This is a genomic window from Amycolatopsis lexingtonensis (assembly GCF_014873755.1).
Taxonomy (GTDB): Bacteria; Actinomycetota; Actinomycetes; order Mycobacteriales; family Pseudonocardiaceae; genus Amycolatopsis; species Amycolatopsis lexingtonensis.
In genome coordinates this window covers 2,501-24,466 of sequence record NZ_JADBEG010000001.1, presented here as the reverse complement: position 1 = coordinate 24,466, position 21,966 = coordinate 2,501, and the positions used below count along the sequence as shown (strand labels likewise).

Sequence of the window (21,966 nt, the reverse complement as noted above, 5' to 3'; positions counted from 1 at the left end):
CCCGAACTGTCTTTTGTGCCCCTGACCACCCGGTCGGGCCAACTCAGGCCGCGACCTTCAGCCGGGGACGGCCGGTGAGCGCGCGGCTGCCCGGCAGCCGCCGCAGCACCTCGACGATCACGATCGTCAGCGCGATCGTCGCCAGGTAGATGATCAGGCTCAGCCATGGCGCGCCGAAGCGTTCGGCCACGTGCGGGATCGCCGGGCCGAGCAGGGCCAGCGCGAGCGGGTGGACCAGGAAGATGCTGAACGACCGGTTCGCCGCCCAGGACACCAGGCGGGCGCCCCGGCTGCCCTCGCGGCGGCGGCCCGACCACCGGGTGGTGAACGCGTAGATCGCGGCGATGACGGTGACGCACCACGGGATCAGGTACGGCTGGAACGGGTCGCTGGCCACCTGCGGGAACGTTCCACTGTGGACGGTGTGCAGGTAGCACCACTCGGTGCCGGCCAGCACCGCCACGAGCAGGCCGCCGAGTAGCAGCCGGTGCCGGCCGACCCAGGCGTGCACGGTCTCGAAGTGCATGGCCACCACGGCGCCGAACAGTGTGTAGAACTGGTACGGCAGCACGGTGGCGTACAGGTGGGTGATCGTCTCGTAGCTGACGCCGAACGGCTGGTAGGTCATGAACAGCGTCACGCCGACCTGCAGCACGCCGCTGCCGAGCAGCAGCCACTTGTGCTTGCCCTCGGTCGCCCGCAGCAGCTTCATGATCCACGGGAACAGCAGGTACACCTGCATCGTCACGAGCAGGAAGTACAGGTGGTACCAGGCGCCGCCGGTGACGAGGTCCTTGAGCAGCAGGCGCATCGACGCCTCGAGCGAGTCCGGCTGCTGCGTGCCGGTCACCAGCGAGAACGCCCAGAAGAACATCGTCCACGCCAGGTACGGGGTGGCGACCAGCGGCAGTCGGCGGCGCCAGAAGTCGGACGGCGTGATCTCGCGGCCGCGGTTCTGGAAGACGAGCACGAACCCGGTCAGCGCGAAGAACGCCTCACGCGTGAAGTGCAGCGGCGTCTCGACGGCGTTCGCACCGACGTCCTGCGCGAAGTTCGTCGCGCCCACCACGTGGATGAGGATCACGCAGGCGAACGTGATGAGCCGGAACAGGTCGATCTGGTGGAGGTAAGGCGCTCTACCGCCCGGTCTCGTGAGCCGGGCGGGAGCTTCGAGAGTGGCCTGGGCAGTCGTCATCGTGCCGCCGTTCCGGCACCGTCGTCGGCGTGGTTCACGTTGTCAGACTTGCCACCCATTCTGTGAATTTCCCATGAAGGCACTGGGCGGCGCCTGTTGGGCGGCCCCTGCCGGGCTGTCGGATATGCCACTCCCGCTCGGGATGCGTCGTTCCTGTGACCATGTTAGTGCTCAGCGTGAAGGGCCACCACGCGGGCGTGACGACACCCACGTGATGGCCCTTCGAGGAGAACGATCAGAACGCGCCGGCCCCGTTCGGGGTGCCGAGCCCGGTCGGGCCGTCGAACCCGGCGACGGCCGTGCAGAGGTAGGTGCCACCGCACGAGCCGTTGCTGCCGCCGCTCACGTCGTAGAGCGAGGAGGTGTGCGAGTACGCGGTGTTCGCGCCGCTGACCCCGCTCACGCCGCCGAGGGCGTACACGCTGCCGACGACCGGAGCCGCGACGCTCGTGCCGCCGAACACCATCCAGCCGCTGCGGCCCTGGTAGGACGTGCTGTCGTAGACCGCCACACCGGTGGCCGGGTCGGCGACGGCGCTGACGTCGGCGACGGTGCGCCGGGCGCAGCCGCTGTCGGTCTGCCACGACGGCTTGGCGACGTAGGCCGAGCAGCCGCTGCCCGCGCCGCTCCACGCGGTCTCGCTCCAGCCGCGGGTGGTCGACGCCTTCTTCAGGCTGGTGCCGCCGACCGCGGTGACGTAGCGCGACGCCGCCGGGAACTCGACGCCGTAACCCGAGTCACCGGAGCTGACCGTGATCGCGACGCCGGGGTGGTTGAAGTACTTGCCCTCGTCGGTCGTCTCGCCGGAGTACTCGCCGCCGCCGTAGGAGTTGCTGACCACCTCGGCGCCGAGCCGGACCGCGGTGTTCACCGCCGTCCCGAGGTTGGCCATGCTGGCCGAGCTCGCCTCGACGAGCAGGATGTTGCACTTCGGGCAGATCGCCGAGGCCATGTCGACGTCGAGGGAGATCTCCTGCGCCCAGCCGCCGTCCTTGCGCGGGTACGACGTCCCGCCGTTCTGGTCGGACTTGGCGAAGCACGGCGTGGTGCTCGCGTCGACCGACGACGGCGTGCAGGACGCCAGGGCGGGGATGCCGTACTGGGCGCGGTAGACGTTGACGTCGGCGAAGGCGGTCGGGTCGTCGTTGGCGTCGACGATCGCGATCGTCCGGCCGGCGCCCGCGCTGCCCGCGAGCGAGCCGAGGTTGTACGCGGAGAGCAGGTCGGCCGGGCCGAGCCCGGACGGTGTCGCGGCCGCGGCGGCGACGTGGTCGGTGTCGATCCAGGCGTTGCAGGACGCGTACCCGGCCGGTGCGGCCGAACAGACGCGCTGGACGTGGCCGTGCTGCGCGGGTGCCGCCTCGGCGACGCCGGCGGCGGTCAGGGCCAGGGTGAAGGCTGCGGCGAATACTGTCGCTCTACGCACAGTGAACCTCCGGGAGGTGGGGACCCGGTCAGCGGGACCGGTGAGCGAAGACAATAAGCAGCCGTTCAGCCGTGTGACACAGACCAAAGTCGTGTCTCGGTTGCTCCCAATGGTGGAAAATCCGGGCGCGCGGCGGCAATCCCCGCCAAACCGGACTTCGCCTCCGCTCTACTCCCAGTAGCGGTCAGCCCGCCGGGCGCTCCCCCGCTTCGGCCGCGCCGAAGAGGGACTTCAGCGTCACCTCGCGGTTCACGCGCACGTGCTCGACGGCTTCGGCGTGCGCCCGGTCCGCGTCGCCGGACGCGATGGCATCGTAAAGCCGGCGGTGCTCGTCGAGCAGTTCGGCCCAGTGCTCGTTCTGGCTCGTGAGCCAGCGGAGCCTGCCCTGCAGGGGCTGCAGCATCGTGGTGAGCAGCGTGTTGCCGGCGATGGCGACGATCTCGTCGTGGAAGCGCGAGTTGAGCACGGTGATCCGGGCCGCGTCGCCGCGGGCGGTCGCGCGGGCGGCGTCGGCGAGCACCCGCTCGAGCCGCTTCAGCTCCGCCGCGCCCGCCCGTTCGGCGGCACGCCCCGCCGCGAGCCCTTCGAGGGCTTCCCGGACGTCGAACAGCTCCTCGACGTCGACTCGCGCCAGCTGCCGGACGACGATCCGGCGCGCCGACTGCTCGACGAGGAACCCCTCGGCTTCGAGCGCGCGGATGGCCTCGCGGACCGGGACGCGGGACACGCCGAAGTCCTCGGCCAGCTCGCGCTCGACCAGCCGGTCACCCGGGCGGAGCCGGCCGGTCAGGATCCGTTCGCGCAGCTCGTCGCGCACCCGCTGGCGGGTGGCCGCGAGAGGTTGCCGCTCACTCGCCGTCGTCACCGGTCCCCTCTCCTCAACACGCCCGTAACAAGAGTTTACGGGCCGGAGGGTTGACGGCGGCGGACATCGGGGTGATATTTGGGATGCCAAATTTTGGTATCCCAAATCGCCGTCGCTGCACGTCGATCGGAGGCCCGCTTTGACCGCCGCCCCGCTCACCGAATCCCAGCAAGAGACCAGCCCGCCGCCGGATCCCCGGCTCTGGAACGAAGACCTCGCGCCGGCGAAGGAACGCCGGTGGAAGGTCTACGACATCTTCGCACTGTGGATGTCCGACGTGCACAACCTCGGCAACTACACCTTCGCCGCCGGGCTGTTCGTGCTCGGCCTGTCGGCGTGGCAGGTGTTCACCGCCCTGCTGTTCGGCTTCGTGATCATCTACTTCGGCATGAACCTGATGGGCCGGATCGGCCAGCGCACCGGCGTGCCGTTCCCGGTGGTGGCGCGGATCAGCTTCGGCACGTTCGGCGCCAACCTGCCCGCGCTGATCCGCGCGATCATCGCGATCTTCTGGTACGGCATCCAGACCTACCTCGCGAGCGTGGCCATCACGCTGCTCGTGCTCGCCATCGACCCGGGCCTGAAACCGCTGACCGAGCACGGTTTCCTCGGCCTGCACGCGCTCGGCTGGATCTGCTTCGTCGCGCTGTGGGCGGTCCAGGCGCTGATCCTGACCCGCGGCATGGAGTCGGTGCGCAAGTTCCAGGACTGGTGCGGGCCGGCCATCTGGGTCGTGATGATCGCGCTCGCCGTCTGGATCCTCGCCGCCGGAAACTGGCACATTTCCCTGACCAGCAGCCCGAAACAGCTCTCGACGGGCGAGCAGATCCGGCAATGGTTCGGCGCGGCCGGGCTGATCCTGGCCACCTACGGCACGCTGATGCTGAACTTCTGCGACTTCTCCCGCAACGCCCCGGACCAGAAGACGGTGAAGCGCGGCAACTTCTGGGGCCTGCCGATCAACTCGACGGCGTTCGCGCTGCTGTCGGTGATCGTCACCGCGGGCAGCATGCAGGTGTTCGGCGAGGCCATCACCGACCCGGCCGAGCTGCTGTCCAAAGTGCACAACACGCCGGTGCTGATCGTCGGCGCGCTGACGTTCGCCGTCGCCACCATGGGCGTCAACATCGTCGCGAACTTCGTCTCCCCCGCCTACGACCTGGCCAACATCTGGCCGAAGCGGATCTCGTTCACCGTCGGCGGGCTGATCAGCGCGGTGGCCGCGCTCTGCGTGCTGCCGTGGAAACTCTACTCGTCGCCGGCGGTGGTCAACTACTTCCTCGGCGGGCTCGGCGCGTTCCTCGGCCCGCTGTTCGGGATCATGATCGTCGACTACTACCTGATCCGGCGGGGCAAGGTCGACGTCGCACAGCTCTTCGTCGACGGCGGGATCTACCCGCGGGTGAACCCGCGCGCCCTGGTCACGTTCTTCCCGACCGCCGCACTGGCCGCGGTGATCGCGCTGGTGCCGTTCTTCGCCCCGGCCGCGCCCTACTCGTGGTTCATCGGCACGGGATCGTCGGCACTGCTGTACTTCGCGGTTTCGAGGAAGCACCGATGAGGATCGTCGTCACCAACTGCAACACCACCGAGGCGATGACGAAGGAGATCGGTGCCGGGGCCCGCGCGGCCGCGAGTCCCGGCACCGAGATCCTCGCCAGGACGCCGCGCTGGGGCCCGGAGTCGGCCGAGGGGTGGCTCGACAGCTTCCTGTCCGCCGCGGCCGTGCTGGACCTGTTGCGGGGCTTGGAAGAACCGTTCGACGCCGTCGTGCTCGCCGGGTTCGGCGAGCACGGCCGCGAGGGCGCGCGCGAGCTGCTCGACGTCCCGGTCGTCGACATCACCGAAGCCGCCGCGCACCTGGCCTGCCTGCTCGGCCGCCGCTACGGTGTGGTGACCACTTTGGACCGGACGTGCGGGCTGATCGAGGACAGCCTGCACGCGGCCGGCGTCGCGCAGAACTGCGTCACGGTCACCGGTGCCGGGCTCGGCGTGCTGGAGCTGACGGACGAGCGCCGCACGGAATCGGCGTTGCTGACCGCGGGCCGCCGCGCGCGGGACGCCGGCGCGGAGGTGCTCGTGCTCGGCTGCGCCGGGATGACCGGGCTGGACCGGAAGATCGCGACGATGCTGGACATCCCGGTCATCGACGGCGTCGCGGCGGCGGTCCGGCTCGCGGAGTCGCTCGTGGCTTTGGGACTCAAGACGAGCCGCGCGGGTTCGTACGCGCGGCCGCTGGACAAGCGCCGCACCTGGCCCGATTGACACCCGCCGCTCCGCCCGGTCAGAATCCCTGCAGCCGTACCGCCGCCCGGTGACGACGTGGGGATTTTGACGTCCCCGAAGGGCGGTCGACGTGCGAAAAGTCCTGGGCGCGCTGGTGGTGTCGGCGAGCATGCTCCTGGTCCCGGTGAGCGGGACGGCGGTGGCGGCGGCGGCACCGCACACGGTCGTCACCGACGGCGCCAAGCTCGCGAACATCCGGCACGCGATCCGCAGCGGCCATGCGACCACGGCCCAGCGGGACGCGCTGAAAGCCGTGCTGGCCAAGGCGGACACCGCGCTGACGGCCGGCCCGTGGTCGGTCCTGGACAAGCCGTCCGCGCCCCCGAGCGGCGACAAGCACGACTACCTGAGCCAGGCGCCGTACTGGTGGGCGAGCCAGCCGAAGACGCCGGAGAACCCGCAGGGCTGCCCGTACGTCAACAAGGACGGCCAGCGCAACCCGGAGGCGGACGCGATCACCGACCACACGTACCGGATGTGGGCCTGGGACGCGATGTACTACCTCTCGCTGGCCTGGTACTACACCGGCGACGCGAAGTACGCGAAGCGCGCGGCGCTGGACATCCGGACGTGGTTCCTCGACCCGGCGACGCGGATGAACCCGAACATGACGTACTCGCAGATCGTGCCGTGCCGCACCACCGTCAGCGGCACCGGGATCATCGACTCGACCCAGTCGTTCAGCCAGCTGATGGACGCGTTCGCGCTGCTCGACGGCGGCGCGCCGGGCTGGACGGGCAAGGACCGCTCAGGCATCAAGGCGTGGCTGGGCCAGTACCTCACCTGGATGCAGACCAGCCCGCAGGCGAAGCTGGAACTGGCCGCCACCAACAACCACGGCACGTTCCTCGACATGCAGAACGCGACGATCTCGGCGTACCTGGGTCATCGCGAAGCGGCGCGGAAGATCGTCCTCGACGCGGAGCAGAAGCGGTTCCCGGTGCAGTTCGCCGCCGACGGCAGCCAGCCGCTCGAACTCTCGCGCACGATGTCGTGGCACTACGTCAACTTCAACCTCACCGCGTGGGGCCGGCTGGCGGAGGTCGGGAAGAACCTCGGCGTCGACGTCTGGAAGTACCAGGCCCCGAACGGCGTCACGCTGCGGAAGGTCGTCGACCAGCTGATCCCGGGCGCGCTGCACGGCGCGGAAGCCTGGCCGCACCAGCAGATCGGCGTGTTCGACCAGTCGATTGCGGCGGACATCTTCCACGCCGCGGCCGAGGAAGCACACGACACCGACGCGGCGGCGGCGCTCAAGCAGATGCCCTTGCCCGCGGGCGGGGACACGTGGCCGGTGCGCGTTTCCTGCTTCCCTCTGGACCCGCCGCTGAAGTGATTCGGCCGTTCGGGTGATCACCTTGGGAACCACCGGAAAGCGCCTGGTCCGGGCATCGCTCGCCGCCGCGGGTGCCGTCGCCCTGCTCGCCACCGCCGCGCCCGCGGCGAACGCGGCCACGGCCCGCAACGGCATCTGCGAAAAGGGCGAGTTCTGCCTGTACTACAACAGCTACTACGGCGGGTCGAACTTCACCTACAACCCGGGCGGCGAGGGGGATCTGGGCAGCCTCGCCGCCGAGAACGCCTCGCACGACTACGAGCTCGTCAGCTGACCGCTCAGTTGCCGTTGGGGGTGCCGACGCCGGGGGCCGGGGCGGTCGCGTTGCCCGCGATGCCGTAGCGGCCGGCCCCGCCGTCGAGCTGTTCCTTCAGCGCCAGCACGGTGCTCACCCGCCCGGCCGAGGAATCGACGTTGTCCACAGTGGACAGGATCGACGTCGCCGAGGTGTCCGCGCGGACGACGCCGAGCGCGCCGGTGCCGTCGGCCGAACCGGCGTCGCCGGCGAGCACCGTGCCGGCGCCGGAGCGGTCGAGCTGCGTGGCGAAGCGGGCGACCGTCGCCGCGCGGTCGCCCGCGCCGTCGCCGGTCGACTGGGCGCCGGTCAGCACGATCGCCAGCTGTGCCGGCTTCACGTCCCCGCCTGCCTTGACGAAGCCGCCGTCGGTGAGGCCGCCGATCGCGGCCGCGAGCTCCTCACCCGAGGACTGCGGCTTCGCGGTGGTCTTGTCCAGCAGCAGCACCGAGCCGAGCAGCGCGCCGGCGAGCGTGCCGGAGTCGCCCGCGGTCGGGAACTTCGACCCGGCCGGCTGCAGCCGCGTGACGACGTCGCGGAGCTGGTCGGCCTTGTCGGGGTCGGCGAACGCCGCCGTCAGCTGGACCTCGCCGGTCACCGACGCGCCGGACTGGCCGATCAGCTGCTTGAGCGCGTCCCGGTCGGCCGGGCGCGCGTCCTCGGTGGTCACCAGCACCACCGAGCGCTTGTCGAGCGCGCCGGCGACGACCTTCGGGCCCATCGAGCCGGCGAACGCGTCGGCGTCGGCGAGCCGGGCGTTGAGCGCGTTGCGCTGCGCCTCGAGGTCGGAGACCTGGCTGCCGAGGTCCTTCTTCTCCCCCGCGAGCCCCGACAGCAGCGTGCCGTTCAGCGCGGTCGAGCCGAGCACGACGCCGACGGCCAGCGCGAGGAAGCAGGCGGCGATGGAAACGACGTGGTAGCGCAGCGAAATCACGTGAACAATCCCTTGACCCAGGCGAAGAGCGAATTCCAGGTGTCGCGGAGCCAGTCCAGGTAGACCGAACCGACGTCGGACACCAGCAGAGCCGCGGCGACCACCACGACCGCGGCGAGCACGAGCAGGACGACCGCGCCGATCGAGACCCGGCTGCGGTGCAGCGTCGCCACCGCTTTCCCGTCGACGAGCTTCGTGCCGAGCTTCAGCCGGGTCAGGAACGTCGACGGGTTCGAACCGGACCGGCCGTGGTCGAGGAATTCGCGCAGGGTCGCCTGGAACCCGACGGTGACGACCAGGCTCGCGCCGTGCGCGTCGGCCAGCAGCAGCGCGAGGTCTTCGGCGTTGCCGGACGCGGGGAACGTCACCGCGCCGATGCCGAGGTCCTGGATCCGCTCGACGCCGGGGGCGTGCCCGTCGGGCTGGGCGGGCACCACGACCTCGGCGCCGCCGCGCAGCGTGGCCGTGCCGATGCCGGTGGGGTCGCCGACGATGATGTCCGGCTGATAGCCCTGCACGCGCAGGGTGTCCGCGCCGGCGTCGACCCCGACCAGCACCGGGCGGTGCTCGGCGACGTACTTCTTGAGCTTCTTGAGGTCTTCGGCGTGCCCGTTGCCGCCCGCGACGACCAGCACGTGCCGGTCGCGGATCTGCGCCTTCAGCTCCGGCACGCCGACGCCGTCGAGGATCAGCGTGCGCTCGCGGCGCAGGAACTCGATGGTGTTGGCCGAGAACGCTTCGAGCTGCGTCGACATCCCGGCCTTGGCCTCGATCATCTGGTCGGCGACGCTCTCGGTGGTCTGCTCGATGCCGGAGGCGACCTGCCGCTCGCCGATGTACACGACGCCGTCGAGCAAGCGCAGCTTCGTGCCGTCCTTGATCGAGCGCAGCAGCTCGCCGCCGACCGAGTCGACGAGCGGGATGCCGGCGGCGACGAGGATTTCCGGGCCCATGTTCGGGAACCGGCCGGAAATCGAGGGCGACGCGTTGACCACGCCGGCGACCTCGGCCTCGACCAGGGCGTCGGCCGTCGCGCGGTCGAGGTCCAGCTGGTCGAGCACGACGATGTCGCCGGGACTGATCCGGCGCAGGAGCTCCCGGGTGCGGCGGTCGACCCGGGCGACCCCGGTGATCCCCGGGAGGGGTTCTTGGTTCCGCGTGAGCAAGCCGGTGAGCTTCATGTGGCCGATGGTGACAAATTTGCTCGTGGGACGAGGTACGCCACGCCGTAGCCGCTGTGACTCGTTGTGGTGAGCCCCGTCGCCATCCCCCGCGCGGGTCAGGCCTCGGACTCCTCCGACAGCGACCCGAAGTCGAGGTTCAGCCAGGGGCTCGCCGGGTCCTGAAGGAGCTGGTGGTGGACCCGCACGGCCGCCGGGTACCACTCGCCGAAGTCGTCCCCGTCCGCGTGCAGCACCCGGCCCATGACGTACCCGGCCGACAGGTCGGCCCATGACTGGTGGTAGCGGCGCGCCAGCGAGCCGGCTTCGAGCACCATCAGCTCGGCGGTGAGCGCGTCGCAGTAGCCGGCCGCCAGCCCGGCGCGGGCGATCGCGATCGCCCGGCCGACGTCCCAGGACAGCGCCGTCGTGACGAACCCGTCCGCGTCGACCAGGCCGTCGGCGCGGAACCGCTGCTCGTACCGGGACACCCGGCGGACGGTGTGGCGCAGCTCGTCGGCCTGGTCGGCGGCGTCGTTCTCCGCACACCACCGGTCAACCAGCCCGGCCCAGGTCAGCGGGTCGAACTCGCCGCCCGGCAGCCCGTACTCGGCGGCGAACCGCAGGCGCAGCATGAGCACCAGGTTGCCGGGCGTCAGCGCGTAGCCGTCGCCGATCAGCCGGGTCATGGTCGTGCGCCACTCCGGCGGATCGGGCACGCTCCACCAGTCCCGCAGGCTCCGGACCTCGGCGACGTAGTCGTGGAAGCGCGCGTCGAGGACGTTCCACGGCGTCGCTTCCAGTACCGCCAGGTGCGCGCCGCAGGCGAGCCCGTGCGCGATCGGCCCCTCGAGGTGCCCGTACGGCGCCGTGATCAGCCGCTCGACCTGCTCCTCCAGCGGCGTGACGTCGTCGAGGTGCGCGTCGAGCCACGGCTGCAGCGTCGCGCCCGCCAGCCGCCACTCGCCGCGGGTGCCGCGGTTGAACACGACCCGCTCGTGCCGCCCGACGCCGTCGACCGCCCAGTCCAGCGCGCCGCTCATGGCCACGACGTCCGGGCCGAAGTCGGGCAGCGCGCCGCGGGTGAAGACCTGGAGGAACTCGTCGCCGCCGGTCTCGAAGTAGACGTTCGGGAAGGTCTCCGCCCGCTCGTCGAGGATGCTGCGGGCGTCCACCCGCCGGATCGGCACGAACAGCTCCTCGCCGGCGAGGAGCCCGAGGTAGCGGTCGAGGTCGCCGTCCCGCCGCGAGGCGGCGAGCTGGGCTTCGACGTCGGCGGGCGGCGGCAGGATCACGGGGCGGCTCCCTCCGATCGGCCGGTCAGCACGACGAGCTTGCCCGCCGTCCGGTTGTGCTCCAGGTCGTCGTGCGCCTGCCGGATCTCCGCCATCGGGTAGACCTTCGCCGGGCCGAGACTGGCTTCGCCGGCCGCGATCCGGTCGAGGTACCGCTGGAGGACGGAGGCGGGCAGGTCGTCCGCCTCACCACCATAAGCGGTCAGCCGCACCCCGGCGGGAAGGTAGCCGATCGGATAAAAATTCTTGACCGTCCACTGGTTGGAAAGCATGCCGGTGAAGCAGACGGTCCCGTGCACGCGGGTGGCGTTCAGGGTGTCCGGCAGAGTCGGCGTCCCGACAAGTTCGAGCGCCGCGTCGACGCCGTCCGGGACGATCTCCCGGACCTGTTCCGCGACGTTCCCGTCGTCCAGCAGCGGGTGGTCGACGCCGTGGTCGCGCAGGGCGTCGAGGCGGTCGGCCTGCCGGGTGGTGGCGAAGACGGTGGCGCCGAGGTCTTTCGCCAAGGTGGCGGTCGCGAAGCCGAGGGCCGAGGTGCCGCCGCGGATCAGCAGGGTCTGGCCACGCCCGAGGTCGAGCCCGGTGGTGAGCGAGCCGTACGCGGTCTGGAGCGTCTCGGGGACCTGGCCGAGGACCTCCCACGGCAGGTCGGAGCGGAACGGGATGACCTGCTCGCGCGGGACCAGGGTGTACTCGGCGTAGCCGCCGTCGAACGTCCGGCCCATCCCGCCCATCATCGTGGCGACCTGCTGCCCGGGTGCGAAGCCGTCGCCGGCGTCGACGATCCCGACGGCCTCGATCCCGGGCACGCGCGGGAACGTGACGCCTTCGGCCAGCCCGAGGCGGGTGTGCAGCTCGGACCGGTTGAGCCCGAACGCCTTCACGGCGATCCGGACCCAGCCGGGTTTCACCTCCGGCAGCGGAAGCTCCTTGAGCTCGAGGTTCTCGACGGGACCGGGTTCTCGGAGTACCACCGCGCGCATCCTGGGTCCTTTCTTCGCCTGCGAACAGTCCGTTGCTGCCGCGCATGCTCGACGCCGAACTACCGGCGGAGCGCTCGTGCACAGCGCGAGCGGGTTGACCCGGATCTTGGACGACCTCGAGTCCTCGGGTTACGCCCGCCGCGAGCCGGACCCGGCGAACCGCCGGTCCACGCTGGTCGTGCGGGCGGAGGTGTTCCGCGGCATCACCACGGGCCTCGACTGACCGCCCGCGGTGTCTTGAATGAGTCATTCAGGTCACCGGCGGTCCTGAATGACTCATTCAAGACCGCCGGGCTGACCGCTACTTCTTCTTCGCCGCCCGCTTCCGCTTCGGCGTGAACTCGGCCTTGTCCTTCTCCGCCGTGGCCAGCAGTTCCTCCGCGTGCGCCCGCCCGGTCTCGTTGTCCATCCCGGCGAGCATCCGGGCCAGTTCGCTGACCCGCTCGGCCTGCTTCAGGTTCTTCACGCCGCTGCGCGTCACGCCGCCGCTGTGCCCCTTGTCCACCACCAGGTGCTGGTCGGCGAACGCGGCCACCTGCGGCAGGTGCGTGACCACCAGGACCTGGTGGGTGCGCGCCAGCCGCGCCAGCCGGCGGCCGATCTCGACCGCCGCGCGGCCGCCGACGCCCGCGTCGACCTCGTCGAACACCAGCGTCTGCACCGTGTCGGCGTGGGCCAGGACGACCTCGATCGCCAGCATCACCCGCGACAGCTCACCGCCCGACGCCGCCTTGTGCACCGGCAGCGGCGGGGCGCCGTCGTGGGCCCGCAGCAGCAGCTCGACGTCGTCGACGCCGTCCGCGCCCGCGTGCACCGCGCGGCCGTCGATGGTCAGCGCGTGCGTGTCGCCGTGCTCAGCGGGACGCTGCTCGACCGTCACCTCGATCGCCGCCTGGCCCATCGCCAGGCCGGACAGTTCACGGGTGATCTCGGCCGCCAGTTCGGCGGCGGCCTTTTCCCGCGCCGCCGACACTTCGGCGGCGTGCGCGGCCAGCTGGATCCCGAGCTGGTCGCGGCGCAGCGCCAGCCCGGCGAGCGCCTCCTCCGAGGTGTCCATCGACTCCAGGCGGCGCCGGGCGTCGTCGGCCCAGGCGAGCACGCCGTCGACGTCCGCCGCGTACTTGCGGGTCAGCCGCTTGAGGTCGGCCTGGCGGGCCAGGACCTTCTCCAGCAGCGCCGGGTCGGCGTCCAGCGTCTCGACGTAGCTGCCCAGCTCGGCCCCGACGTCGGCGAGCAGCACCGACGCCTCTTCCAGCCGCGGCGCCAGCTCACGCAGCACAGCGTCCTCGGACGTCGACAACCGCCGCAGCGCCTCGGAGACCAGGCCGGCCGCGCCCGGGGCGTCCGGATCACCGTCCGGGGAGCCGGAAACGGCGACGTGCGCTTCGGTCGCGGTCGCGCGCAGCTCGTCGACCGCCGCGAGCCGCTTGATCTGCTCGGTGAGCCCGACGTCCTCGCCCGGCTCGGGCGCGACGGCGTCGATCTCGGTGAGCCCGTGCTTGAGCAGGTCGGCCTGCTGGGCCATCTCCCGCGACCGCGTCGAGCGCTCGGTCAGCTCCGCGATCACCGCCAGCCACTCCGCCCGGACCTCCTGGTAGGCGGCCAGCGGCTTCGCCACGGCGTCCCCGGCGAACCGGTCGATCACCGCGCGCTGCTCGGCCGGGCGCAGCAGCCGGAGCTGGTCGTTCTGCCCGTGCACCGCGATCAGCTGTTCGGACAGCTCCGCGAGCACGCCGACCGGCACGGACCGCCCGCCGAGGTGGGCGCGCGACCGCCCGTCGACAGCGACCGCCCGCAGCGCGATCACGCTGCCGTCTTCGTCCACGTCGGCACCCGAATCGGTGACGATCCGCTCGGCGCCTTCGACGCCGGCGTAGGTGAACCGCCCTTCGACGAACGCCTTGAGCATCCCCGTCCGGACCTTGGACACCTCGGCCCGGCCCCCGGACAGCAGGTGCAGCCCGGTGACGACCATGGTCTTCCCGGCACCCGTCTCACCGGTCACGACGGTGAAGCCCGCGTGCAGTTCCAGCAGGGCGTCCTCGATGACTCCGAGGCCCTGGATGCGCATCTCGGCCAGCACGCCGCCTACCGTAGCGGCCACCACCGACACTCTGCGCGCCCGGGACCCCGGCGAGTCGCCGATATGTTCGAATGAATCGTTAAGCGGCGGTCAGTCGCAGGGGCGCGCGTGCCGCTCTCGCCAGCTCTTCACCGGCAGCGAGAACTTCTGGACCAGCCGATCCGTGAACGGCCCGTCCCACAGCCGGACCAGCCGCACCGGCGTCGTGCCGCACGTGACGCGCACCCGCACGCCGGGCGGCAGGTCGACGTGCCGGGTCCCGTCGCAGGTCAAGACCGCCGACGAGCCGTCCGGGTCGATCCCGACGGTGATCACCGAGTCCCGCGAGACGACCAGCGGCCGCGCGAACATGGCGTGCGCGTTGCTCGGCACGACCAGCAGCGCCTGGACGTCCGGCCAGATGATCGGGCCGCCCGCCGAAAACGCGTACGCCGTCGAACCGGTCGGTGTGGCGCAGAGCACACCGTCGCAGCCGAACGCCGACACCGGGCGGCCGTCGACCTCGATCAGCGCGTCCAGGACGCGCTCGCGGGTGCTCTTCTCGACGCTGGCTTCGTTGAGCGCCCAGGTGCGGGCGACCTCTTCGCCGCCGTGGGTGACCGTGACGTCGATGGTCATCCGCTCTTCGACCTGGTAGTCGCCGTCGACGACGCGCTGCACAGTGTCGGCCAGCGCGTCGGAGTCGGCCTCGGCGAGGAAGCCGACGCGCCCGAGGTTCACGCCCAGCACCGGCACGCCGGCGGGGCGGGCCAGCTCGGCCGCGCGCAGCAGCGTGCCGTCACCGCCGAGGACGAAGACCAGCTCGACGCCCTCGGCCGGGTTGTCGTCCGGGTCGACGACGGTGCACGTCGCGCCGACGCCGTGCTCGTCGGGATTGATCAGCGCGCAGACGTCGTGCTCGATCACCCGGATCCGGATGCCGGCCTTGGCGAAGCGCGCCGAAACCTCGCGCGCGGCCTCGCCCGTCGCCTCGCGATCGGGGTGGACCATGAGGAGCACTTCACGTTCGGTGGTCATGCGGGCCCTTCCTCGACGGCGGTTCGGACGAGCCGCTCGGCCTCAGACCTGTCTACCGCGTCCACAGTGGACTCGGCCACGTGTTCTTTCTTCAGCCACACGAAGTACTCGACGTTCCCGGACGGCCCCGGCAGCGGGCTCGCGGTCACCCCGCGCAGCGCGAGCCCGAGCTTCGCGGCTTCGTCGATGACGGTGAGCACGGATTCGGCGCGCAGTTCGGGGTCGCGGACGACGCCGCCGCTGCCGAGCCGGTCCTTGCCCACTTCGAACTGCGGCTTGACCATCGGCACCAGGTCGGCGCCTTCGCGCGCGCAGGCGGCGAGCGCGGGCAGCACGAGCTTCAGGGAGATGAACGAGAGGTCCCCGACGACGACGTCGACCTGGCCACCGAGGTCGTCGGGAGAGAGGTTGCGAACATTGGTGCGGTCCATGACCACTACACGTTCGTCAGTGCGGATCCGCCAGTCGAGCAGGCCGCGGCCGACGTCGGCGGCGATCACGGTCGCGGCGCCGTTGCGGAGCAGGACGTCGGTGAAGCCGCCGGTGGACGCGCCGGCATCGAGGCAGCGCTTGCCCTCGACGCTGAGGTCGGTGAACGCCTCCAGCGCGCCGAGCAGCTTGTGCGCGCCGCGGGAAGCCCAGCCGGGGTCGTCCTCGTCCTTGACGACGATGGGCGCGTCGGTCTCCACGCCGGTGGCGGGCTTGCTGGCCACCATGCCGCGCACGGTGACCTTGCCGCCGGTGATCAGGGCCGAGGCCTGCTCGCGCGACCGCGCGAGGCCGCGCCGAACCAGTTCCGCGTCGAGGCGCGCCCGCTTGGGCACCGTGGTCAGACCTTGTCGATGCTGGAGAGGGCGACCGTCAGCTCGGTGTGCACGGCGTCGAAACGCTCGACATGCTCCGCGAGCGGCAACGCGTCGAGGTCGTCCAAGCCGGCGACGGCTTCGTCGATGCCGGCCCGCGGGTCGGTCTGCTGCGAGAACGAACCGGGCGGGGGGCCCGGCACGGGGTACGGATGATCCTGCACGTCACAAACGGTAGCAGTCAGTGCAGCCGGGCCTGCGTGTCCTCGCCGAGTTCGGTGACGCCGGTCTCCCAGGCCACGTGGCACAGCGCGCGGAGCAGGTCCAGGCCGTCGCCGTCGCCGGTCGCTTCCAGGACACCGTTCCGGGTGGTCACGGACCACCCGGGCCGCGGCCCGATCTTCAGGTCTTCGGGCGACTCGGTGAGCGCGGTGAGGTCCTTGGCCAGGTACGTCCCGCGCTCGGCCGGGACGGCCTTGATCAGCTGCTCCGGCGTCGCGACCCCGGAGAGCACGACGAGCGAGTCGATGCCCGCCGCGACCGCGCCGGCGATGTCGGTGTCGAGCCGGTCGCCTACGACGAGCGGCTTTTCGGCACCCGCCGACCGCGCCGCGGTCTCGAACAACAGCGGCTGCGGCTTCCCGGCGACCAGCGGTTCGACATCGGTGGCGGTCCGCAGCGCGGCGACCATCGAGCCGTTGCCGGGCAGCAGGCCGCGTTCGCTGGGCAGGGTCGCGTCGACGTTGCAGGCGACCCAGAGCGCGCCCGCGCGGATGGCCAGGCAGGCCTCGGCGAGCGCGGCCCAGGTGTTGTCGGGCGAGTGCCCCTGGACGACCGCCCGGACGTCGTCACCGTTCTCCCGCACCGGCTTCAACCCTGCCCCGGTGACCTCGGCGGCGAGCGACTCGGTGCCGACGACGAGCACCTCGGCGCCGGGCTCGAGCCGGTCCTTGAGCAGGACGACGCCGGCCTGAGCGCTGGTGTGCACCTCACCGACGTCGGCGGGCATGCCGAGGCCGGTGAGGTGCGCGACGACCTCGTCGGGCGCCTTGGAGGCGTTGTTCGTGACGAACCGGACGGGGGTGCCGTGCTCGCGGGCCGCCTGGATCGTCTCCGGGGCGCCCGGGATCACCCGGGTGCCGTGGTAGACGGTGCCGTCGAGGTCGAACAGGACGGCGTCGTAGGCCGCGAGCAGGGCGTCACTCATCGGTGTCTTCGGTGTCCTCTTCCTCGGCGGCCTGGTCCTTCGGCCCGTTCGCCAGCTCGGCGGCGCGCTCGGCGGCGTCGGTCTCGTCTTCTTCGTCGGCCTCGGCCGAGTTGAGGAACCACCGCACGGCTTCCTCTTCGCGCCCGGCCGCCGCGAGGTTGTCGGCGTAGGCGTAGAAGAGGCGCGCGCTCCACGGATCGCGCTTCTCGGCCTTGAGGTCGTCGCCCTGCAGCGAGACGACGGCGGCGTCGAGCTGCCCGAGATCCCGCCGCGCCCCGGCGGCGACGATCGCGAGCTCGACCTGAATGGCCTTCGGCAGCTTCGCCGTGTCGGCCTCCTTCGCCAGGTCCAGCGCCCGCTCCGGCCGGCCGAGCGCCCGCTCGGCGTCGGCGATGATGGCGATGTGGTCATCCGTCCGCGTCATCCGCCGGACGGCCCGCAGCTCGGAGAGGGCTTCGGACCAGTTGCCGGCGTGGTAGGCGACGAGCCCGAGCGCCTCGCGCACGATCGGCACGCGCGAGGCCTTCGCCTTGGCGTACTTGGCGTGTTCGAGCGCGGCCTCGGGATCGCTGTCGATCAGCCCCCCGGCGGCGACGAGGTGCTTCCCGACGGTCTCGGCCAGCCCCTTCGGCAACGTCCTCAGCTCGCGGCGGGCTTCCTCGTCGAGGTCGGAGAACTCGATGTCTTCGGGCAGCTCGGGCGCCTCGAGGAGTTCCTTGGCCAGAGCTTCGTCATCGAGCGCGGCACCGAACTTGGGCCGCGGACCCCGCACGGGCCGGTCATCCCGGTCGTCCCGGCGCTTGAAGTCCCCACCGGACCGCGGCTTGCGATCGCCGTAGGACGCCTTGCCCTGCGGCCGCGCGGCACGGTTGTCGGAGCTGCGGCTTTCTGAGCTGCGGTTGTCGGAGCGGTTCTCGGAACGGTCGCCGCCGGAGCGAGCGGGCCCATCCGAATACCGGCTGCCGCTGCTGGTCGGGCGACCGGAGTCCCGGTTCCCGTAGCTTCCGCCACGCCCGCCCGAGTCACGGCTGCCGGAGCCAGCGCCCCGCCGCTCGTCGCGGCTGTCGGAGTCCCGGTTGCCGTAGCTCGGCCGGTCGGAGTCGCGGTTGTAGCCACCTCGGCGGTCGTCGCGGTCGCCGGTGTTGCGGTTGTAGCCGCCGCTGCTGGGCCGACCGGAGTCGCGGTTGTACCCACCACGGCCACCGGAGTCACGGTCACCGTAGCTCGGCCGGCCGGAGTCGCGGGAGCCGTAGCCACCGCCCGACCGGCTACCAGAGTCACGGTTGTAGCCGCCACTACGGCGATCATCACTGCCACCGGAATCACGGGAGCCGTACCCACCACTACGGCGGTCATCGCGGCCACCGGAATCACGGTTGTAGCCGCCACCGCGGCGGTCATCGCTGCCACCGGAGTTGCGGTTGTAGCCACCACGGCGATCATCACTGCCACCGGAAGCGCGGTTGTAGCCGCCACCGCGACGGTCGTCACGGCCACCGGAATCACGGCTGCCATACCCGCCACTGCGGCCACCGGAATCGCGGCTGCCGGACCCGCCACCACGGCGATCGTCGCGGCTGCCCGAGTCACGGTTGCCGTACCCACCGCCGCGACGGTCGTCCCGGTCACTGGCGTTGCGGTTGCCGTAGCCACCGCCGCTGGGTCGGCCGGAGTCCCGGTTGTAGCCACCGCCCCGGCGGTCGTCACGCCCACCGGAGTCGCGGTTGCCGCCGTAGCCGCCACCGCTCGGCCGGCTGCCGGAGCTGCCGCGACGGTCGTCGCGGTCGCTGAAGTTACGGGCGCCTTCGCGGCTCTGACCTGCGCCGCTTCCGCGCTGGTCGCGGTCACGGGGACCGTCGCCGCCGCGGAAGGGCTTGCCGCCACCGCGGACTCCGCGGTCGTCACGGCGAGGCCGACCCTGGTGTCCGCCGTCGCGGCCGCCGCGGTCCTGGCGCGCACCGCGCCGGTCCCCTCGGGGTGCGTCCGACCGGTCCCGGGAGCCTTCGTCCCGGCGTGCCGATCGGCCGGACCCATCATCCGCTGAGTCTCGTCGACCGAACTCGGACACCTGGCCTCCTGCCATGGAAAAAATCTTGTTCTGGACATACGCGTACGGCCCGCTAGGGCAGCCAACTGGCTATCCTAACGGGCCGTACGGAAGGTAAGTTCGGCGGTGTCCTACTCTCCCACAACCCTTCGGTTGCAGTACCATCGGCGCTGTCAAGCTTAGCTTCCGGGTTCGGAATGGGACCGGGCGTTTCCCTGACGCTAAAACCACCGAAACATCTCTAAAACAACACACGCACCTAGCGTGGTGTTTCAGAACCGTAGAGTGGATGCGCAACATCTTCGTAGACAAGTCCTCGGCCTATTAGTACCAGTCAACTCAACAACACATTACTGTGCTTCCATATCTGGCCTATCAACCCAATGGTCTCTTGGGGGCCTTAACCCACAAAGGGGTGGGATACCTCATCTTGGAACAGGCTTCCCGCTTAGATGCCTTCAGCGGTTATCCCTTCCGAACGTGGCCAACCAGCCATGCCCTTGGCAGAACAACTGGCACACCAGAGGTTCGTCCGTCCCGGTCCTCTCGTACTAGGGACAGCCTTCCTCAAGTATCCTACGCGCGCGGCGGATAGGGACCGAACTGTCTCACGACGTTCTAAACCCAGCTCGCGTGCCGCTTTAATGGGCGAACAGCCCAACCCTTGGGACCTACTCCGGCCCCAGGATGCGACGAGCCGACATCGAGGTGCCAAACCATGCCGTCGATATGGACTCTTGGGCAAGATCAGCCTGTTATCCCCGGGGTACCTTTTATCCGTTGAGCGACACCCCTTCCACCAGGAGGTGCCGGATCACTAGTCCCGACTTTCGTCCCTGCTCGACATGTCTGTCTCACAGTCAAGCTCCCTTGTGCACTTGCACTCAACACCTGATTGCCAACCAGGCTGAGGGAACCTTTGGGCGCCTCCGTTACTCTTTAGGAGGCAACCGCCCCAGTTAAACTACCCATCAGGCACTGTCCCTGAACCAGATCATGGCCCGAGGTTCAGATTCCCAATTCGACCAGAGTGGTATTTCAACAACGACTCCACAGTAACTAGCGTCACCGCTTCACAGTCTCCCACCTATCCTACACAAGCCGAACCGAAAACCAATACCAAACTATAGTAAAGGTCCCGGGGTCTTTCCGTCCTGCCGCGCGTAACGAGCATCTTTACTCGTAGTGCAATTTCGCCGGGCCTGTGGTTGAGACAGCCGGAAAGTCGTTACGCCATTCGTGCAGGTCGGAACTTACCCGACAAGGAATTTCGCTACCTTAGGATGGTTATAGTTACCACCGCCGTTTACTGGCGCTTAAATTCTCAGCTTCGCCCCGAAAGGCTAACCGGTCCTCTTAACGTTCCAGCACCGGGCAGGCGTCAGTCCATATACATCGTCTTGCGACTTCGCATGGACCTGTGTTTTTAGTAAACAGTCGCTTTCCGCTGGTCTCTGCGGCCACCCACCCCTAGCCTGCAAGAAGCTTCAGGATGTTTGGCCCCCCTTCTCCCGAAGTTACGGGGGCATTTTGCCGAGTTCCTTAACCACAGTTCACCCGATCGCCTTGGTATTCTCTACCTGACCACCTGTGTTGGTTTGGGGTACGGGCCGTGCATGCACTCACTAGAGGCTTTTCTCGGCAGCATAGGATCACTCTACTTCGCCTCAAACGGCTACGCATCACGTCTCAGCCTATATGGAACACGGATTTGCCTATGTTCCGGCCTACACGCTTACACCAGGACAACCATCGCCTGGCGGAGCTACCTTCCTGCGTCACCCCATCGCTTGACTACTACGAAATCAGGTCCCACGCTCCACACACAAACCTCCATCCGAAGACTTCAGTCCGTGGCTTTGGGTGGTTAGTATCAAACGCCTCGTCATGGGCGCACATGCTCGGGTACGGGAATATCAACCCGTTGTCCATCGACTACGCCTGTCGGCCTCGCCTTAGGTCCCGACTTACCCTGGGCGGATTAGCCTGGCCCAGGAACCCTTGGTCATCCGGCGGCAGAGTTTCTCACTCTGCATTCGCTACTCATGCCTGCATTCTCACTCCCACACCCTCCACGACTGGCTTCCGCCGCCGCTTCCCTGGATGCAGGACGCTCCCCTACCCATCAACACGACTACACAATCTCCTCAAGGGAGAAAGCGGATCTATTGTGTCAATGACACAGCTTCGGCGGTGTGCTTAAGCCCCGCTACATTGTCGGCGCAGGACCACTTGACCAGTGAGCTATTACGCACTCTTTCAAGGGTGGCTGCTTCTAAGCCAACCTCCTGGTTGTCTGGGCAATCCCACATCCTTTCCCACTGAGCACACACTTAGGGGCCTTAGCTGGTGTTCTGGGCTGTTTCCCTCTCGACGACGAAGCTTATCCCCCGCCGTCTCACTGCCGTACTCTAACACCACGGTATTCGGAGTTTGGTTGATTTCGGTAACCCGGTAAGGCCCCTAGACCATCCAGTAGCTCTACCCCCGTGGAGAAACATACGACGCTGCACCTAAATGCATTTCGGGGAGAACCAGCTATCACGGAGTTTGATTGGCCTTTCACCCCTACCCACAGCTCATCCCCTCAGTTTTCAACCTAAGTGGGTTCGGGCCTCCACGACGTCTTACCGTCGCTTCACCCTGGCCATGGGTAGATCACTCCGCTTCGGGTCTAGACCACGCGACTGGATCGCCCTATTCAGACTCGCTTTCGCTACGGCTACCCCACACGGGTTAACCTCGCCACGCAGCACTAACTCGCAGGCTCATTCTTCAAAAGGCACGCCATCACCCCAAAAGGCTCTGACGGCTTGTAGGCACACGGTTTCAGGTACTCTTTCACTCCCCTCCCGGGGTACTTTTCATCTTTCCCTCACGGTACTCGTCCGCTATCGGTCTTCAGGAAGTATTTAGGCTTACCGGGTGGTCCCGGCAGATTCACAGCAAATTCCACGAGCTCGCTGCTACTCGGGAACACCACCAAGATCGGTGAAACTGGTTTTCGCGTACGGGGCTCTCACCCACTCCGGCC

General features: G+C 69.3%; 18 protein-coding genes and 2 rRNA genes (1 of these 20 running past the window's edge). 5 read left to right on the top strand and 15 right to left on the bottom strand.

Features of this window, described 5'->3' with window-relative positions:
* Window positions 1–43 precede the first annotated feature (43 nt).
* The 3 genes from H4696_RS00105 to H4696_RS00095 form a co-directional block, all read right to left on the bottom strand.
* Entirely contained in the window at window positions 44–1,195 is a 1,152-nt protein-coding gene (locus tag H4696_RS00105; RefSeq protein ID WP_086864718.1) for an acyltransferase, read from the bottom strand.
* A 235-nt stretch (window positions 1,196–1,430) separates the two neighbouring features.
* Complete coding sequence (locus H4696_RS00100) at window positions 1,431–2,621, bottom strand: S53 family peptidase (protein ID WP_086864717.1); 1,191 nt, start codon at window positions 2,619–2,621, stop codon at window positions 1,431–1,433.
* Between the two features lie 184 nt (window positions 2,622–2,805).
* Complete coding sequence (locus H4696_RS00095) at window positions 2,806–3,486, bottom strand: GntR family transcriptional regulator (RefSeq protein WP_086864716.1); 681 nt, start codon at window positions 3,484–3,486, stop codon at window positions 2,806–2,808.
* A 139-nt stretch (window positions 3,487–3,625) separates the two neighbouring features.
* Here H4696_RS00095 and H4696_RS00090 point away from each other — a divergent pair, with 139 nt between their 5' ends.
* The 4 genes from H4696_RS00090 (at window position 3,626) to H4696_RS00075 (ending at window position 7,382) form a co-directional block, all read left to right on the top strand.
* Complete coding sequence (locus tag H4696_RS00090; protein ID WP_086864715.1) at window positions 3,626–5,047, top strand: NCS1 family nucleobase:cation symporter-1; 1,422 nt, start codon at window positions 3,626–3,628, stop codon at window positions 5,045–5,047.
* Window positions 5,044–5,751, top strand: a complete 708-nt coding sequence (locus H4696_RS00085) for an aspartate/glutamate racemase family protein (protein ID WP_192781958.1) — start codon at window positions 5,044–5,046, stop codon at window positions 5,749–5,751. Before H4696_RS00090 ends, H4696_RS00085 begins: the two co-directional genes overlap by 4 nt.
* Window positions 5,752–5,842: 91 nt before the next feature.
* Window positions 5,843–7,108, top strand: a complete 1,266-nt coding sequence (locus tag H4696_RS00080) for an alginate lyase family protein (RefSeq protein ID WP_249027231.1) — start codon at window positions 5,843–5,845, stop codon at window positions 7,106–7,108.
* Window positions 7,109–7,130: 22 nt separating this feature from the next.
* Window positions 7,131–7,382 (top strand): hypothetical protein, encoded by a 252-nt coding sequence (locus tag H4696_RS00075; RefSeq protein ID WP_086864731.1) that lies wholly within the window; start codon window positions 7,131–7,133, stop codon window positions 7,380–7,382.
* Between the two features lie 4 nt (window positions 7,383–7,386).
* Here H4696_RS00075 and H4696_RS00070 read toward each other — a convergent pair whose 3' ends face one another.
* The 4 genes from H4696_RS00070 to H4696_RS00055 all read right to left on the bottom strand — a co-directional run bounded on the left by H4696_RS00070 (window position 7,387) and on the right by H4696_RS00055 (window position 11,775).
* Entirely contained in the window at window positions 7,387–8,337 is a 951-nt protein-coding gene (locus tag H4696_RS00070; protein WP_192781957.1) for a copper transporter, read from the bottom strand.
* Window positions 8,334–9,518, bottom strand: coding sequence for a putative cytokinetic ring protein SteA (gene steA / locus H4696_RS00065; protein ID WP_086855718.1), 1,185 nt, complete (start codon window positions 9,516–9,518; stop codon window positions 8,334–8,336). The genes H4696_RS00070 and steA overlap by 4 nt, the downstream gene beginning before the upstream one ends.
* Window positions 9,519–9,616: 98 nt before the next feature.
* Entirely contained in the window at window positions 9,617–10,792 is a 1,176-nt protein-coding gene (locus H4696_RS00060) for a DUF1266 domain-containing protein (RefSeq protein WP_086855719.1), read from the bottom strand.
* A complete protein-coding gene (locus tag H4696_RS00055) occupies window positions 10,789–11,775 on the bottom strand; it encodes a zinc-binding alcohol dehydrogenase family protein (protein WP_086855720.1) in 987 nt (328 codons plus the stop codon). Before H4696_RS00055 ends, H4696_RS00060 begins: the two co-directional genes overlap by 4 nt.
* Before the next feature lie 76 nt (window positions 11,776–11,851).
* Here H4696_RS00055 and H4696_RS00050 point away from each other — a divergent pair, with 76 nt between their 5' ends.
* On the top strand, window positions 11,852–11,998 hold the full coding sequence (locus H4696_RS00050) for a helix-turn-helix domain-containing protein (protein ID WP_225955548.1): 147 nt from the start codon (window positions 11,852–11,854) through the stop codon (window positions 11,996–11,998).
* 78 nt (window positions 11,999–12,076) lie between these two features.
* On the opposite strand, the gene recN is transcribed toward H4696_RS00050, so the two are convergent.
* The 8 genes from recN to H4696_RS00010 all read right to left on the bottom strand — a co-directional run.
* Window positions 12,077–13,858, bottom strand: a complete 1,782-nt coding sequence (recN, locus tag H4696_RS00045) for a DNA repair protein RecN (protein ID WP_169734779.1) — start codon at window positions 13,856–13,858, stop codon at window positions 12,077–12,079.
* 90 nt (window positions 13,859–13,948) lie between these two features.
* A complete protein-coding gene (locus tag H4696_RS00040) occupies window positions 13,949–14,875 on the bottom strand; it encodes an NAD kinase (protein WP_086855722.1) in 927 nt (308 codons plus the stop codon).
* The gene (locus H4696_RS00035; RefSeq protein ID WP_086855723.1) at window positions 14,872–15,699 is read right to left on the bottom strand and encodes a TlyA family RNA methyltransferase; all 828 of its coding nucleotides are present in this window, start codon (window positions 15,697–15,699) and stop codon (window positions 14,872–14,874) included. The genes H4696_RS00040 and H4696_RS00035 overlap by 4 nt, the downstream gene beginning before the upstream one ends.
* Before the next feature lie 5 nt (window positions 15,700–15,704).
* Window positions 15,705–15,902, bottom strand: a complete 198-nt coding sequence (locus tag H4696_RS00030) for a hypothetical protein (protein WP_043774930.1) — start codon at window positions 15,900–15,902, stop codon at window positions 15,705–15,707.
* Window positions 15,903–15,919: 17 nt separating this feature from the next.
* Window positions 15,920–16,885 (bottom strand): HAD-IIA family hydrolase, encoded by a 966-nt coding sequence (locus H4696_RS00025; RefSeq protein ID WP_086855724.1) that lies wholly within the window; start codon window positions 16,883–16,885, stop codon window positions 15,920–15,922.
* On the bottom strand, window positions 16,878–17,657 hold the full coding sequence (locus tag H4696_RS49640) for a tetratricopeptide repeat protein (protein ID WP_249026795.1): 780 nt from the start codon (window positions 17,655–17,657) through the stop codon (window positions 16,878–16,880). The genes H4696_RS00025 and H4696_RS49640 overlap by 8 nt, the downstream gene beginning before the upstream one ends.
* Before the next feature lie 1,393 nt (window positions 17,658–19,050).
* Window positions 19,051–19,167: ribosomal RNA gene (gene rrf, locus H4696_RS00015) — 5S ribosomal RNA — on the bottom strand.
* Between the two features lie 69 nt (window positions 19,168–19,236).
* A 23S ribosomal RNA gene (locus tag H4696_RS00010) occupies window positions 19,237–21,966 on the bottom strand (it continues 390 nt past the right edge of the window).